Below are 15,266 nucleotides of genomic sequence, written 5' to 3'. Positions count from 1 at the left end.
GAGGGAATCCCGTGTCTCTATTCAAAAAATCAGCGAAAGAATTGCAAGAGCTATTACATAGCAAAGAAATCACCATTGCTGACTTAACAAAAGAAGCTTATGACCGCATTGATGCATTAGACGGTGAAGTAGGCGCATTTTTAGCATTAAATAAAGAACAAGCACTAAAAGAAGCGGAAGAAATGGATAAAGTTCCATTTGAAGAACGCGGACCGCTATTTGGTATGCCAATCGGCGTGAAAGACAATATTGTAACAGAAGGTTTGGAAACAACATGCGCTTCTAAAATTCTAGAAGGCTTTAATCCAATCTACAATGCAACCGTTGTCAATAAATTGAAAGAAGCAGGCATGGTGAACGTCGGCAAAATCAACATGGACGAATTTGCAATGGGTTCTGCCAACGAAAACTCATCGATCAAACCTGTCCATAATCCATGGAATTTTGAACATGTACCAGGTGGTTCTTCAGGTGGTTCAGCAGCAGCTGTAGCAGCAGGCGAAGTACCATTCTCATTGGGCTCTGATACAGGCGGCTCTATCCGCCAACCAGCGGCTTATTGCGGTGTGGTTGGTATGAAACCAACATACGGCCGTGTTTCTCGTTTTGGTCTTGTAGCATTCGCTTCATCTCTTGACCAGATTGGACCAATTACACGTAATGTACGCGACAATGCGCTACTACTAGAAGCTATTGCAGGAGTGGATGCGCATGACTCTACATCTGCTAATGTAGAAGTGCCTCACTATGTAGATCAATTAACTGGCGATATCAAAGGTCTTAAAATCGCAGTGCCAAAAGAATACCTCGGCGAAGGGGTAGGCGAAGCAGCACGCAAATCTGTACTAGAAGCAATTGAAAAATTAAAAGAACTAGGTGCAACTGTTGATGAAGTATCCCTTCCTCACTCAAAATATGCTCTAGCAGCTTACTATATTCTGTCTTCATCTGAAGCATCATCTAACCTTTCTCGCTTTGACGGTATTCGTTACGGCTTTAGAGCAGAAGCAGACAACTTGGATGATTTGTATACAAAAACTCGTGCAGAAGGCTTTGGCGATGAAGTTAAACGCCGTATCATGCTAGGCACATACTCACTTTCAGCGGGTACATATGATGCGTATTACAAAAAAGCGCAACAAGTCCGCACATTAATCAAACAAGACTTCGATAAAGTATTTGAAGAGTACGATGTGATCGTTGGTCCAACTTCTCCAACTGCAGCATTCAAACTAGGAGAAAACTTGGATGATCCAATGACTGTCTATGCAAATGACATTTTGACAGTGCCAATCAACTTAGCTGGCGTACCAGCCATCTCAATTCCATGTGGTTTTGATAATGGTCTTCCTCTTGGTCTTCAAATCATCGGTAAATACTTTGAAGAAGGTACTGTATACCGCGTGGCTGATGCTTTTGAAAAAGCAACAGATTACCACGAAAAAACACCTCAAACTTGGGAGGTAAAATAACATGAATTACGAAACAGTCATTGGTTTAGAAGTGCATGTGGAGTTAAAGACGAATTCAAAAATCTTCTCACCATCACCAAACCAATTTGGTTCAGAACCAAATACCAATACATCTGTGATCGACCTTGGGTATCCTGGCGTGCTTCCAGTTGTGAACAAAGAAGTAGTTAACTATGCTATGCGCGCATCATTGGCGTTAAACATGGATATCAACCAACACACTAAATTCGACCGCAAAAACTATTTCTATCCGGATAATCCGAAAGCGTACCAAATTTCACAATTTGATGTGCCAATCGGCGAAAATGGCTGGATTGAAATCGAAGTAGGCGGCGAGAAAAAACGTATCGGTATCACACGTCTTCACATGGAAGAAGATGCTGGTAAATTAACGCATGGCAAAAATGCTTCACTTGTAGACTACAACCGCCAAGGAACACCATTGGTTGAAATTGTATCTGAACCAGATATCCGCACACCGGAAGAAGCTTATGCATATCTAGAAAAATTAAAAGCAATCATCCAATATACAGGCGTTTCAGACGTGCGTATGGAAGAAGGCTCATTGCGCTGTGACGCCAACATCTCTATCCGTCCATATGGCCAAGATGAGTTTGGCGTTAAAACAGAATTGAAAAACTTAAACTCATTCAGCTTTGTGAAAAAAGGCCTTGAGTATGAGGAACAACGCCAAGCAGCTGTATTAAACGCAGGCGGTGAAATCAAACAAGAGACTCGCCGATTCGATGAGAAAACAGGCAAAACAATCCTTATGCGTGTCAAAGAAGGAACAGATGATTACCGTTACTTCCCTGAACCTGATTTAGTGGATATTGTCATTGATGATGAATGGCTAGAACGTGAAAAAGCTGCTATCCCTGAATTGCCGGATGCACGTAAAGAGCGCTATGTTTCTGAATACGGCGTGCCTGCGTATGATGCGCATGTATTGACGCTATCAAAAGAAACTGCTGATTTCTTTGAAGCAACTGTTGCAACAGGCGCGGATGCAAAACTTTCATCTAACTGGTTAATGGGTGAAGTATCAGCATACTTAAATGCAGAGCAAAAAGAGCTTTCTGATACAGCTCTTACACCAGAAGGACTTGGTGGCATGATCAAACTGATCACAGCTGGCACGATCTCTTCAAAAATCGCGAAAAAAGTATTCAAAGAGCTGGTTGAAAACGGTGGCGAAGCAGAGAAAATCGTCAAAGAAAAAGGACTTGTCCAAATTTCAGACGAAGGTGCATTGCTTAAAATGGTCACTGAGGTGCTTGATCAAAACGCACAATCTATTGAAGACTTCAAAAACGGTAAAGACCGTGCAATTGGCTTCTTAGTAGGTCAAATCATGAAAGCTTCACGTGGACAAGCTAACCCTCAAATGGTGAATAAAATGCTACTTGAAGAAATTCAAAAACGCTAATTCTAATAAAAAACGCTTGGAGATGAAATGATCTCCAAGCGTTTTTTTATTTATTTTTTTCATCCACTAATTCAAAACGTTCACATACGAGCAGCATATCTTCTGAAAACTCTAAGCCAACTTTACTTAACGCTTCTGTAAAGAATTCTACATGAACCTCTTTCCAATAGCGATATGTCCGGTCGCCTTCACCTTCAGCAATAGCAAATTCTTCTGGCACCTCATTCATCGGCATAATCTTGACATCTACTGTTTTGATAATAGCCAAGGGTTCGTCTTTGCTATTTAAAATAATGCTGTAGTCATTAACAGCAGGAAGTGGCTCCTGTTCTATTTCATACAAAATATGACCAGAACAAGTAGCTGTCTTCACCCCATTGATGACCAATTGCGCCAAATAATCTGGATCACCGCCGAATTGCCAGGCACTGACCTTCGATGGCTTTTCTTTCTTTTGCTTATCCCAATACGTATTCCAATATAGTTGCGATGCTTCATTCATATTTAACCCCAACCTTTACTTTCTTTTTCTTATTAACAAGTAAACGCCAAATAATCCTGCAAGAAACGAAATGGAACCAAGGAGATAATAAAAGAGATGCCCACCCCATTCATGGTAAATAAAACCGCCAACAGAGGATGATACGATGCCGGAAAGGCCAAAGAACAATAGCGCTAATACAGTTTGGCCTGTGGCACGCCATTCCCGTGGAACGATTCTGTATAAATTCTGGATGGCAGCCGTATAGTAGATTGGGAATGTAAGCGCTTGGAAGAGCTGAATGATCGCTAGCAATAATGCGCTCTCCACAATACCTGATAAGAAAAAGCGAAGCGCATAAAAGAATATAGCGATCGTCATGATTAGCAGTTCTTTTCCTTGTCGCAGCCACCAAACACTGAGGGCAAAGATCACGATTTCACTTGCAGCAGAGATGAAAAACGCAATGCCGACAAGTGAGGGGTCGCCTCCAAGTGAGCGAATATGTATGCCTAAAAACGTATCATTCATCCGGGCCGGAATAGAGCTGAGGAAGACTAACAGTAAAAACAGCTGCATTTCTCTATTTTTCAATACTTTTTTCAGCCCATCAATTGTTACAGGAGCAGAGCTTGTCGGGACATCAGGCATTTTCCACATTACAGCAAAGCTAATAATCCCAATCACAACGAAAAGAATAGACACGCTGCTCATGCCGAACCATTTCATCACATAGCCGACAACCAGTGATAGGACCGCATAGCCGAGAGCCCCATATGTACGTACAGAACCATAGTTGGTGCCGATGGTTTCAGTCATGGTGAATGACAAACTTTCAGTTAAGGGATCGATTGGCATTAAGAAGAAATAAACAACCATTGCCGCTATGATCAAACCTACAAAGCTATTCATATGAAATAATAGAAATCCGCTAATCGCTGCCATAAAGATTAGAAGTAGCAACACTTTGCGTAGCGTTTTCCTGCGGTCGCTAATCATGCCCCATAGTGGCTGTGCAATAATTGTCACAAAACCGCCCGCACCGATAATCAATCCAACTTCATTTGTTTCAAGCCCTTGTCCATCTAAGAAGACAGGCAAAAATGGAATAAACAATGCAAGCATACCGAAAAACAAAAAATTATGCGCCTTTAAAAGACGTTGAACACTCAAAAAATAACCTCCTTCTATACTAACCTCCTGTAACATACTACAGCAAGGTAGAAATCCCATTATAGCAGGAATTTCAATGAATGGAGAGTGTCTTTTTGCGAAAAAGAAGTAAAGTGATTACACTAAAGAGAAGGAGGGGATTTTCATGAAAACAGAAGAACAGTATTTTGCAGAAGGAACACCGATCAAAGACTATATGGATCAAATGGATACCCATCAGGAAGCGAGCATGCATGTGTACAATGAATTCGAGCTGCCTGAGGACGGTCCATTTATCTCACTGCTCAAAGAAAAGAAACCCCATATTTTAGCGATTACAGAAGACTGGTGCGGAGATGCGATGATGAACAACGCCATATTAAGACGCATTGCTGAAGAGGGCGACATCGAAGTGCGCACAGTACTCCGTGATGAAAATGAAGAGTTGATTGACCAGTATCTAACGAATGGCGGACGCGCGATTCCTATCTATATTTTCCTAAACGAACAAGGAGATGTTATTGGTAAATGGGGACCGCGTGCGCCACAGATTCAGGAGTATATGACCAAAGGTAAAAGTGAATTGCCAGATGCTGAGGATCCTGCTTTTGAGGAAAAACAAGAAGAGCTATTTGCACATATTACAAGGGAATATGCTACAAATGAGAAGTTCTGGAGTTATGTTTATGAAAGCCTAAGCCGCGCGCTCATCTTAGCCCTATCGTAATGGGGCTATTTGCAGAAGGTGCCTATTCGTTATAAAATAGAGGTTGGCTATCCAGTAAATGGGGGCTTCATGGCCCCTTTGCTGGAACTTAAGCATGAAGGATTCGTTCTCTTTATAGAGAAATTTTGTAAAGTAGGAAGGTAGAATGATGAAGCGAGCACGTATCATTTATAACCCCACATCAGGCCGTGAAGCTTTTAAAAAGCACTTGCCTGACGTATTAGCTAGACTGGAAGTGGCAGGCTATGAGACATCTTGTCACGCGACTACATGTGAGGGTGACGCTACGAACGCGGCCAAAGCTGCAGTAGAAAGAGGCTTTGATGTCATCATCGCTGTGGGAGGCGATGGCACGTTAAATGAAGTGGTTGCAGGTGTAAGTGGTTTTGAAAACAAACCATTAATTGGGCTAATCCCAATGGGCACGACTAATGACTTTGCGCGAGCAGTCCAAATCCCGCGCGACATTGATAAAGCACTTGATATTATTATTGAAGGCAACAGCATCCCAGTAGATGTTGGATGTGCCAATGATCGTCACTTTATCAATATTGCAGGCCTTGGCAGAATTACTGAGCTGACATATGAAGTACCAAGTAAATTAAAGACAGTTTTAGGACAGCTAGCTTACTATCTAAAAGGCATCGAGATGCTGCCATCCATCAAAGCTACAAAAATGCGGATTGAATATGATGGAGAAGTATTTGATGACGAAGTAATGATGGTGTTAATTGCCTTGACTAATTCCGTCGGCGGCTTTGAAAAACTCGCGCCTGATGCAAGCCTGAATGATGGGCTGTTCTCTGTGTTCATTCTTAAAAAGTGCAATATAGCTGATTTCGTCAAGCTGGTTACACTTGCAAGTAGAGGCGAACATTTGCGAGATCCTCATATTATCTACACAAAGGCAAGCCACTTGAAAATCACTTCAGACGAAAAAGTGCAGCTAAACTTGGACGGAGAGTATGGCGGGGACGTGCCGGCTGAGTTCACCAACTTAAAACGCCACATAGAATTATTAGTCCCAATCGAAAAAATGAAAGAAATCGACCGACCACAAGATTAATAAAGGACTAGAGAGCAAAGATGCTTTCTAGTCTTTTTTAATGTTTTTCATCTTAGTTGAGTAATGAAAAGCTATTTCATACATTCTCCAGTTTCAAAAGTTCACCTCACTTTAAATTCTCGTTTGAAACATGAATAAAAGACGCATAATGCGAGTATCATACCTAATTGGGGAGATTTAAAAAGTATTTAGTTAGAATAGTGAAAAAATTATTGGTAAGAGGGTATACGTCCTAGAAGGGAGGAAAGAGCATGTATAAACAGCAGGAGCGAAAGTTAATCATTGCAAGTTTCATCGTGGCGGGCATTATGCTGCTCTCGATTCTGGGCAGAATTTTTGGTCATTAGGGAGGGAAATAGATGGTAAATGAACATGCCGTCTTTTACAGCAGGTTGCTGACAGAATTTACTTTAACTTTTCATATTATTTATGCCACGATTGGCGTTGGCGTGCCGCTTCTTATCATGATTGCTCAATGGATTGGCATTCAGAAAAATGATGAGCACTACATATTGCTTGCGAGAAGGGTAGCGCGCGGCTTCGTCATAACAGTAGCAGTCGGTGTCGTGACAGGAACCGCCATTGGACTTCAGCTGTCGCTGTTATGGCCGAACTTTATGCAGCTTGCAGGGAATGTCATTGCTTTGCCGCTCTTTATGGAGACATTTGCATTTTTCTTTGAAGCGATTTTCCTGGGCATTTATTTATACACATGGGATCGCTTTGAAAACCAAAAGAAACATTTTTTACTGCTAGTGCCGGTTGCATTAGGCGCTAGTGCCTCAGCCGTATTTATCACCATTGTTAACGCATTTATGAATGCCCCTCAAGGATTTGAACTGGTAGATGGAGAGCTTGTGAATATCCAGCCGCTTGTTGCTATGTTTAACCCAGCCATGCCGACAAAGGTAGGGCATGTACTGGTGACAGCTTATATGACTTCTGCCTTTATCCTAGCTTCCATTGCTGCTTTCCGTTTGTTAAAAGGGTCTAATCATATCTATTATAAAAAGTCCTTATATCTATTTATGAAGCTTGGTCTCGTTTTCTCTATTGCAACGGCCATGCTCGGTGACTTCTCCGCGAAGTATCTTGTTGAATATCAACCGGAAAAACTTGCTGCGGCAGAGTGGCATTTCAAAACAGAAAAAGGCGCATCACTCTTGGTGTTTGGTCTGCGCGACGGGGAGGATGTAAAGTATGCTATTCGGATTCCTTATGGTTTAAGTATCCTGGCGCATTACAACCCGAATGCTGAGGTAACAGGGCTTGATCAATTCCCTGAAGATGAAATTCCGCCACTGTATATACACTTCCTTTTTGACTTGATGGTGTCAATTGGCTTCTTCATGGTGGCTGTTTCAGCGATTTATATCATTGGTAAGCTGAGGAGCTGGCGTTGGATTCATTCGAAGTGGTTTAGATGGATTATGGTATTAGGAGGACCACTGGCAGTCATTGCAATCGAAGCAGGTTGGTGGATGGCAGAGGTAGGCCGCCAACCATGGATTTTAGTGAACTATATGAAAGTTGCAGAGGCTGCGACATCAAGCAATCATGTGGATCTCATGCTATTGCTGTTCTGCATTATCTATCTCATTCTTGGCGTCGGCAGCGTAGTTGTTCTTCGCCGAATGTTCAAACGGAATCCGATTGAGCGGGAGATTGCCGATCGGAAAGCGGAAAAAGGCGGTGATTTATCATGAGTTTAGAAATCCTTGGCATCTCTGTCCTATGGTTGTTTTTGTTTGGCTATGTGATGATTGGCTCTATTGATTTTGGAGCAGGCTTTTTTAATGCCTATAGCGTCATTACAGGGAAAAAGCATATTCTGACCAATATTATTCAGCGCTATCTGTCGCCTGTGTGGGAGATCACTAATGTGTTTTTAGTCTTTTTCTTCGTCGGCATCGTAGGATTTTTCCCAAAAACGGCCTTTTACTACGGCACGACACTGCTTGTGCCTGCGAGTATCGCGCTCGCACTGTTGGCAATTCGAGGGAGCTATTATGCATTTGAATCCTATGGTTCTAGAGGACATCTTGGCTATTCCTTTATGTACGGTGCATCAGGGCTATTGCTTCCTGCATCTCTCTCGGTGGTCCTGACCATTTCAGAGGGCGGTTTTATCCGAATGCATGGCAATAACCCTGTGTTCGATTACCAAGCATTATTCACCAGTCCATTAACATGGAGCATCGTATTGCTCGCCATTGCCGCCGTCCTCTATATATCGGCCGTTTTCCTTACATGGTATGCGAATGCGGCAGGAGATGCAGGTGCGACAAGGCTATTGCGGAAATACGCGCTCATCTGGTCCATTCCACTAGCCATCACTGTAGTTGGTATCATGGTAGAGCTACGCAAGCACAATGAAGCTCATTATGCTCGGATGGTAGATATGTGGTATTTATTTGCTATATCGGCTCTTATGTTTATCGTGACTGTCGGATGTATCTGGATGAAGCGCAACTATGGATTAGCGCTATGGCTATTGGTCGGTCAATTCGCTTTAGCATTCTTTGGCTATGGCATATCACATTATCCATATTTACTGTATCCGCATTTAACAATCTATGACTCATTCACAAACGAAGCCATGGCTATTTCCTTAGTCATCGCCTTTGTACTGGGGCTATTGCTGCTTGTCCCTTCACTCTATCTTGTCCTCAAATTATTTTTATTTGATAAGGACTATGTTCGCGGCAAAGGAAACCATCATGCGTAGAGGAGGAAAGCCCGATGGAACATTTTCTAATATTTTATGCACCATTTATCGTCGTCATCCTGTCCATACTAATCGGCTTTTTCGTTGCTTCTAAGGATGGAGCTGTCAGGGAGGAAGAGGAGAGCCAGTCTTAATAGCTATACATTATCCAAGGGTTTATATGACCCTTGGGTTTTTTTATTTATTTGGATGTTCGATAAATCAATAAGAGGTTTATGGTAAAGTAGACAAAAAGATACTTTTAAATAAAGTTAGCTTAGGTATAAGGATGAGGTAAGGTGAATATGAAGAAAAAATCACAAGCATACTTTAAGCTTAGCGCCGATGATGTGTTAAGTATAGTAAATGATTATCTAGAAGATAAAATTAGTTTGGGAACGTACAATTCTAAGTTAAGTTTTATTCTGGATGACGATAAAGATATTAGGGTTATAGCTGCTTATGGAAATATTAATGATCAAAGTATAGATACTATTAACCTTGAAAAGTTAGATAAAGAAATAGATTTTAATGGGGAAGTGTCGACTTTACCAGACAGCTCTTTATTGAAGCAACAGGATTTTCAAACAAGAGAAAAAGTAAGAAAAAGAATCAAAGAGTTAAAAAAAGATATAGGAGATTTTTAAGATCTCACTACTTTGAGGGGAGAAATGATGGAAACATATCCGGATGAATTAGATTTCATTTCTTTATTTTGTGTTGATGCAAAAACAACTAACAATCATCTACCTTATCATTATAGAGAAACCATTTACGAGTTTACTATTCATGAATTGCAGTATAAGGTAACTCTTTTTCCAAGTGTTGATGAGTTTTCTATAAAAGTTAAGAATGTATCAATAGGCACCACAATATTTGAGTCTTCTTACAAAACGGTAAGTAAAATTGAGATTCTGAAGGATACAAAACATGAAGCAGCCTTTAGATTATTTTTACATGAGGATAGCGATCGCTTCTGTATGATTATTGACATTGCCATTAAACCATACTTTTCTGTAATGATAAAAGAAGACTTTACATAGCAGGAGGAAATTTCATTTGAAAAAATTCCGAGTGAAGAGACGTTACTTTCGTAATTTATGGAGAGAGACAAAAGTTAATAATTATGATTTGAAGATTGAGAAGGATAGTTGGTTCGACTTATGGCATACGCACCTCAACTTTTATGGGTATGGAAATAATAGTTTGAAGATAAGATAAGAAAAGAACATATGAAAGCAAATATAGCGCTATATAAGGACTTTCAAGAAACACTTCAAGAACTTGAAATGCCTTATCAACTATGGATTGAAATAGTGGAAGAAGATGCAAGCTTAGATGCTATTTACCTACATACCTCAAACCCTAATGAAAACAATTTCCCCTTTAAAATAGAAAACGTAAACAGAAACTGCACGATTCCAACATATTTAAAAGAGGTAATAAACCTGAATGAATTTAATGTGGGACAATATAAAAGTGAATCGAGTACCATCTATCTAATTCAGATAAAGCTATTAGAAAAGAGAGAAGAAAGTATTTGAAAAAGAGTAAACTACTCAATTTATTTAGAAGAACTTTATTGAACAATGATGATTATGATGCGGAAAGTAAAAATCAAATAATGGATTATTCACCAAATGAAAATAATTTGATTTTATCGACACATAGAGTATTATGCGAGGCTATTCCACATAATGTACGAGGTATTATTTGTAGGTATGATAAAGGAATACTCTCTTGGAAAGTATATTTTGACGGCCCCTATACTGAGGATGAGAAGGATATATTGAGCACTGCATGTACGGAAGTGTTTTCAGACTTTGTTGACTATATAGAACATGTGAATGAGCAATATATAGAGCTGCCTTATCCTTCGGAAATGGAATATGCGCCTATAAAGGAATGGGCTTTTAAGAGATTTGAAGGACTTAGTGAATAAAATTAAGAAGGAGGGATTATGATGGAAGTTTCATCTTCAAGGTGGGTGGATTGGCTTCTTTTAGGACCTCTAATTATATATTTAGTGCTAATTATAGTCGGAGTTTATATTGTAGTGAAAGTCATTAAGTTTATGAATGCCAAAATAAAATTGGACAAAGAGAGAAATGAAAAACTCGATGAGCTAATTAGAGCAATGAATCAAGATAAAGAGGAGTAACTTATATCTGCTAGACCTAATCTTTAAAGATTAAGGTCTTTTTTTATAGAGGCTCTCCCTTTCAGGGGATTAATTGAAATAAAAAGGAAAATAACCTAACATAAGGTTAATAACTAATTATCTGAAAATGAGGGACAAGCATGTTCTATATCCTTGGAATAGCCGTATGTATTCTATTGCTGCCTTACTTTAAATACACCAGATCGGTGGAAACGAAAAAGAGAGTGGAAGTGGAATGGGAAGAGAAACGATTTTTACCGCCAACAGAGCCTTTGGAGTCTGTGGTGTCATACTGGGAGTCAACCCCCAAGCAGTCAAACGTTTATCATATCGACTCGATTACCTGGAATGATCTTTCCATGAATGAGGTTTTTCAAAAACTTAATTATACACAGACCTCGATTGGCTCTGAATATTTATATAATCAATTGCATACCATCCAGCTTGAAAATCAAGATGCCAATGAGCCCTTATATGAGTTAATGGGACAAGACCATGAGCTGCGTAACAAGCTGATTTATATTCTGAAAAAGCTAGGGAAAGAAAATTACTCTAATTCATCCTCTTTCTTTTATAAGAACTACGGGAACATTACGCATATTTGGTTTTATATCCTCTGTGGATTTTTACCAGTAGCCAGCATTGTTACAGCTTTTTTTAACATAAAGGTGGGTATCGGGGCTCTGGTTCTATCCATGGTCTTGAATATTCTAATTTACTATAATAAAAAGCTACATCTAGACAGTAGCTTATACGAGACATCTTATATTGCTGGAATTATCCGTGCAGGCAAGCGTCTTGCCAAGGTGAAAGATGTCGCGTTTCAGCCCTACGCTACAGGTATTCGTAAATGTATTAAGCCCATTCGCAATCTATTACATTTCGAGAAGGTCATTTCACTCGGCAAGGGTAAAGGCGAACTAGATGGTCTGTTTGAATACATACGAATCATTTTTTTGCTGGATTATATTTCGTATTATTTTATGATTCGCATGATTTCTAAATATAAGAAAGAATACGAAATGCTCTGGAAAACAATAGGGGAGATAGATGCAGGTATTGCTGTAGCATTCTATCGCCATTCTACAGAGGGCTATTGCACACCTGATTTTACTGAGAAAGAAGAAGTCACGTTTACTGATTTGTATCACCCGCTCATTAAAAGCCCTGTGAAAAATTCTTCAGAGGTGCATAAACAGACATTAATCACAGGATCCAATGCTTCAGGGAAATCCACCTTTATGAAGGCTGTTGCAATCAACTCTATATTGGCTCAAACCATTCATACAGTCCATGCTAAATCTTGGAGCATGAAGCCTAGCTATGTCCTTTCCTCCATGGCTATTCAGGATAATGTCATTGACGGAGACAGTTATTTCAAAGCGGAAATCAAATCGTTAAAACGTATCATCAAAAAAATCGAATCAGGTGTTCCTTGCTTAGTATTTATCGATGAAATTCTTCGTGGGACGAATACAGTGGAACGAATTGCCGCATCTGCCTCTATGATGGACTGGCTGACAAAGCATCCAGGCATGATTATGATCGCATCACATGATATCGAATTGACAACCATCGCTGGATTCGATAACTATCATTTCCGAGAAACAGTCCAAGATGATGGTGTCTATTTCGACTATCAAATTCATAAGGGTCCATCCACCACGAAAAATGCGATTAAGCTGCTAGAGGTTATGGATTATCCTTCTTCTGTTACAGCTTTGGCAAACTCATTAGCAGAGGAGTTTGATGAGAAGGGAGAATGGCGTTTTCCCGCAGAAACCACGAGATAACGATTCAAGAAAAAGAGGTAACATTCGAGTGGCTTTTGCCACTCGAGTTATATATCATATTTTTCTTTGAAAACCGGACTTAGTTCACTCCAAATATCAAATTTATTGCCATCCAAATCATAAAACACAAAATTTCTTCCGGCATGTCCTCTGTTTTCAATCTCTCCTACATGTACTTCTTTTTCAATAAATTCACGATGAATGGTTTCTAATGCATACATCCCGTTGACTTCAAATGTCAGAGAAAAGCATTCATTGCCATGTGCATCATGAAAGTTGAGGCTTTCGTCTGCTGAAGATCGAACGAGGAAAACACTTTGATTAGCTAAGTCAAGAATCGCCTTTTCTTCGTCTTTATAATTTAATATCGCACCAAGTTTATTTACATACCATTCACTTGAGAGTCCAACATCTGAAACTGGTATATAAATATTACCAACTCTTTGTAATTTTTCCGCCATCTGATTTTCTCCTTTTTCGGCCAATTTTATGTTATATATTGTTCTATCGATACCCAGCTAATTCCTTTTATCTTCAGGAGTTTGTAGGGATTCTTTTTCTAAGCTCTTGGATTTTTTCTTTTCCGCTCACGTGATACAATAGAGGAACTGAAACGGAGGATGCAGAATGACAGCACCAGTTAAAAAAAATGATCGTTTAACGGTTGATATAGAGGATTTAACACATGATGGAGCAGGCGTCGCAAAGATAAACGGTTATCCGCTCTTTGTTCAAGGCGCGTTGCCCGATGAGCGAGTAGAAATCCATGTACTAAAAACATTGAAAAACTATGGCTTTGCCAAAATTATAAATATAGAAATTCCTTCACCTGACCGGGTCGATGCAACATGCCCAGTGTATGATCAATGTGGCGGATGCCAGCTACAACACCTATCCTATGCGGGGCAACTGAAATGGAAGGAAAAAATGGTGCGCGATGTGATGGAACGTATCGGCAAAATTGATGTGCCTGTCCTTCCAGTAAAAGGCATGGAAAACCCATGGAATTACCGTAACAAAGCGCAGATTCCATTTGGCGTAAATGGGGAAGCACCGATCGCTGGATTTTATAAAACTAAATCCCACGCCATCGTCGACACAGAACGCTGCTTGATTCAAACACCGGAAGCGGACGCCATTTTAGAAGGGTTAAAACCGCAGCTTTGGAAGCTCGGCATCAAACCTTATAACGAAGAAACGAAACAAGGCATGCTGCGACACGTGGTAGTTCGAAAAGCGCGCGCGACAGAGGAAGTCATGGTTGTCCTTGTCACAAAGAAACGTAAATTCCCGCAGGCAGAAGAAGCAGTGGCACTTATCCGTAAGCTTATTCCGAATGTCAAATCGATTATGCAAAACATCAATGCGGAAAACACTAATGTCATCTTTGGCAACGAAACCATCAACCTATGGGGTCAAGACACGATTGAGGACCATATCGGCGACGTACGCTTTGAAATCTCAGCACGTTCCTTCTACCAAGTGAACCCAATCCAAACTGAAGTACTGTACAAGCAAGCGTTAGATTATGCAAATCTAACAGGCGAAGAAACAGTCATCGACGCATACTGTGGTATTGGAACGATCTCCTTATTTATGGCTAAAAAAGCTAAGTTCGTGATGGGGGTTGAAATTGTACCGCAAGCGATTGAAGACGCCAAACGAAATGCCAAACTAAACGGCTTGGACAACACTTACTTTGAAGCTGGCCCAGCCGAAGAAGTCATTCCTCGCTGGTACAAAGAAGGCAAAACGGCCGACGTTCTAATGGTAGACCCACCAAGAAAAGGCTGCGATGAAGCATTGCTTAAAACCATTTTAGAGCAATGTCCAAAACGCGTGGTCTATGTCTCATGCAATCCCTCTACATTGGCAAGGGATTTACGAATTCTAGAAGATGGCGGCTATAAAACAAAAGAAGTGCAGCCAGTGGACATGTTCCCGCATACGGGGCATTGTGAAGCGGTTGCTTGGTTAGAATTAGTTTAATAAGTATTATAAATAACTACACTGAAATAAAATTTTTCCAGTGTAGTTATTTTCATGAAGATAATGGTATTTACACGGGAAAAAAGGCAGTTGCCTTATTGTTGATATGAGCCATAAGAATAAATTATCCCAAGATAAAATAGTAAAACTGTATTCTCTATGATCTTCCGCAAAATGGCGCTTTTCTGTAACAAGGAACAGCAATTATTTTCATTAAAGGGCTAGATTGTTGTGAAGTGAGACGTGTATTATTTTATATTGCTACCGACATTGTGACGCTACTCTTTAA

The 15,266-nt window shown here is 40.2% G+C and carries 17 protein-coding genes; 14 read left to right on the top strand and 3 right to left on the bottom strand.

Annotated features, from left to right (window positions below):
• Nucleotides 1-11: 11 nt before the first annotated feature.
• Nucleotides 12-1,472, top strand: a complete 1,461-nt coding sequence (gene gatA, locus F0527_RS13580; protein WP_147197663.1) for an Asp-tRNA(Asn)/Glu-tRNA(Gln) amidotransferase subunit GatA — start codon at nucleotides 12-14, stop codon at nucleotides 1,470-1,472.
• A 1-nt stretch (nucleotide 1,473) separates the two neighbouring features.
• Nucleotides 1,474-2,901: an Asp-tRNA(Asn)/Glu-tRNA(Gln) amidotransferase subunit GatB gene (gene gatB, locus F0527_RS13575; protein WP_150285271.1), complete on the top strand. Its 1,428-nt coding sequence runs from the start codon at nucleotides 1,474-1,476 to the stop codon at nucleotides 2,899-2,901.
• Nucleotides 2,902-2,947: 46 nt separating this feature from the next.
• On the opposite strand, the gene F0527_RS13570 is transcribed toward gatB, so the two are convergent.
• Nucleotides 2,948-3,403: an ASCH domain-containing protein gene (locus F0527_RS13570; RefSeq protein ID WP_150285270.1), complete on the bottom strand. Its 456-nt coding sequence runs from the start codon at nucleotides 3,401-3,403 to the stop codon at nucleotides 2,948-2,950.
• A 15-nt stretch (nucleotides 3,404-3,418) separates the two neighbouring features.
• Nucleotides 3,419-4,555: an MFS transporter gene (locus F0527_RS13565; protein WP_223823611.1), complete on the bottom strand. Its 1,137-nt coding sequence runs from the start codon at nucleotides 4,553-4,555 to the stop codon at nucleotides 3,419-3,421.
• A 145-nt stretch (nucleotides 4,556-4,700) separates the two neighbouring features.
• Here F0527_RS13565 and F0527_RS13560 point away from each other — a divergent pair, with 145 nt between their 5' ends.
• The 11 genes from F0527_RS13560 to F0527_RS13515 all read left to right on the top strand — a co-directional run bounded on the left by F0527_RS13560 (nucleotide 4,701) and on the right by F0527_RS13515 (nucleotide 12,988).
• Complete coding sequence (locus F0527_RS13560; RefSeq protein WP_150285269.1) at nucleotides 4,701-5,261, top strand: thioredoxin family protein; 561 nt, start codon at nucleotides 4,701-4,703, stop codon at nucleotides 5,259-5,261.
• A gap of 148 nt (nucleotides 5,262-5,409) precedes the next feature.
• On the top strand, nucleotides 5,410-6,327 hold the full coding sequence (locus F0527_RS13555; protein WP_150285268.1) for a diacylglycerol kinase: 918 nt from the start codon (nucleotides 5,410-5,412) through the stop codon (nucleotides 6,325-6,327).
• A gap of 359 nt (nucleotides 6,328-6,686) precedes the next feature.
• Complete coding sequence (locus F0527_RS13550; protein ID WP_066790052.1) at nucleotides 6,687-8,033, top strand: cytochrome ubiquinol oxidase subunit I; 1,347 nt, start codon at nucleotides 6,687-6,689, stop codon at nucleotides 8,031-8,033.
• On the top strand, nucleotides 8,030-9,055 hold the full coding sequence (locus tag F0527_RS13545; RefSeq protein WP_150285267.1) for a cytochrome d ubiquinol oxidase subunit II: 1,026 nt from the start codon (nucleotides 8,030-8,032) through the stop codon (nucleotides 9,053-9,055). Before F0527_RS13550 ends, F0527_RS13545 begins: the two co-directional genes overlap by 4 nt.
• Nucleotides 9,056-9,069: 14 nt before the next feature.
• On the top strand, nucleotides 9,070-9,189 hold the full coding sequence (gene cydS / locus F0527_RS17480; RefSeq protein ID WP_371859453.1) for a cytochrome bd oxidase small subunit CydS family protein: 120 nt from the start codon (nucleotides 9,070-9,072) through the stop codon (nucleotides 9,187-9,189).
• A 150-nt stretch (nucleotides 9,190-9,339) separates the two neighbouring features.
• Entirely contained in the window at nucleotides 9,340-9,681 is a 342-nt protein-coding gene (locus F0527_RS13540) for a hypothetical protein (protein ID WP_150285266.1), read from the top strand.
• 27 nt (nucleotides 9,682-9,708) lie between these two features.
• On the top strand, nucleotides 9,709-10,077 hold the full coding sequence (locus F0527_RS13535; protein WP_150285265.1) for a hypothetical protein: 369 nt from the start codon (nucleotides 9,709-9,711) through the stop codon (nucleotides 10,075-10,077).
• 189 nt (nucleotides 10,078-10,266) lie between these two features.
• Entirely contained in the window at nucleotides 10,267-10,578 is a 312-nt protein-coding gene (locus tag F0527_RS17275; protein WP_223823610.1) for a hypothetical protein, read from the top strand.
• Nucleotides 10,575-10,976 (top strand): MafI2 family immunity protein, encoded by a 402-nt coding sequence (locus F0527_RS13525; RefSeq protein ID WP_150285264.1) that lies wholly within the window; start codon nucleotides 10,575-10,577, stop codon nucleotides 10,974-10,976. Before F0527_RS17275 ends, F0527_RS13525 begins: the two co-directional genes overlap by 4 nt.
• Before the next feature lie 21 nt (nucleotides 10,977-10,997).
• Entirely contained in the window at nucleotides 10,998-11,195 is a 198-nt protein-coding gene (locus tag F0527_RS13520; RefSeq protein WP_150285263.1) for a hypothetical protein, read from the top strand.
• A gap of 140 nt (nucleotides 11,196-11,335) precedes the next feature.
• Nucleotides 11,336-12,988, top strand: coding sequence for a MutS-related protein (locus F0527_RS13515; RefSeq protein ID WP_150285262.1), 1,653 nt, complete (start codon nucleotides 11,336-11,338; stop codon nucleotides 12,986-12,988).
• A 47-nt stretch (nucleotides 12,989-13,035) separates the two neighbouring features.
• On the opposite strand, the gene F0527_RS13510 is transcribed toward F0527_RS13515, so the two are convergent.
• Entirely contained in the window at nucleotides 13,036-13,449 is a 414-nt protein-coding gene (locus tag F0527_RS13510; protein WP_150285261.1) for a VOC family protein, read from the bottom strand.
• A 166-nt stretch (nucleotides 13,450-13,615) separates the two neighbouring features.
• Here F0527_RS13510 and rlmD point away from each other — a divergent pair, with 166 nt between their 5' ends.
• On the top strand, nucleotides 13,616-14,977 hold the full coding sequence (gene rlmD / locus F0527_RS13505) for a 23S rRNA (uracil(1939)-C(5))-methyltransferase RlmD (RefSeq protein ID WP_150285260.1): 1,362 nt from the start codon (nucleotides 13,616-13,618) through the stop codon (nucleotides 14,975-14,977).
• Nucleotides 14,978-15,266 lie beyond the last annotated feature (289 nt).

This window comes from Rummeliibacillus sp. TYF-LIM-RU47, assembly GCF_008638315.1.
GTDB lineage: Bacteria > Bacillota > Bacilli > Bacillales_A > Planococcaceae > Rummeliibacillus > Rummeliibacillus stabekisii.
The sequence above is the reverse complement of the archived record's forward strand: the minus strand, read 5'-3'. Positions and strand labels throughout refer to the sequence as shown.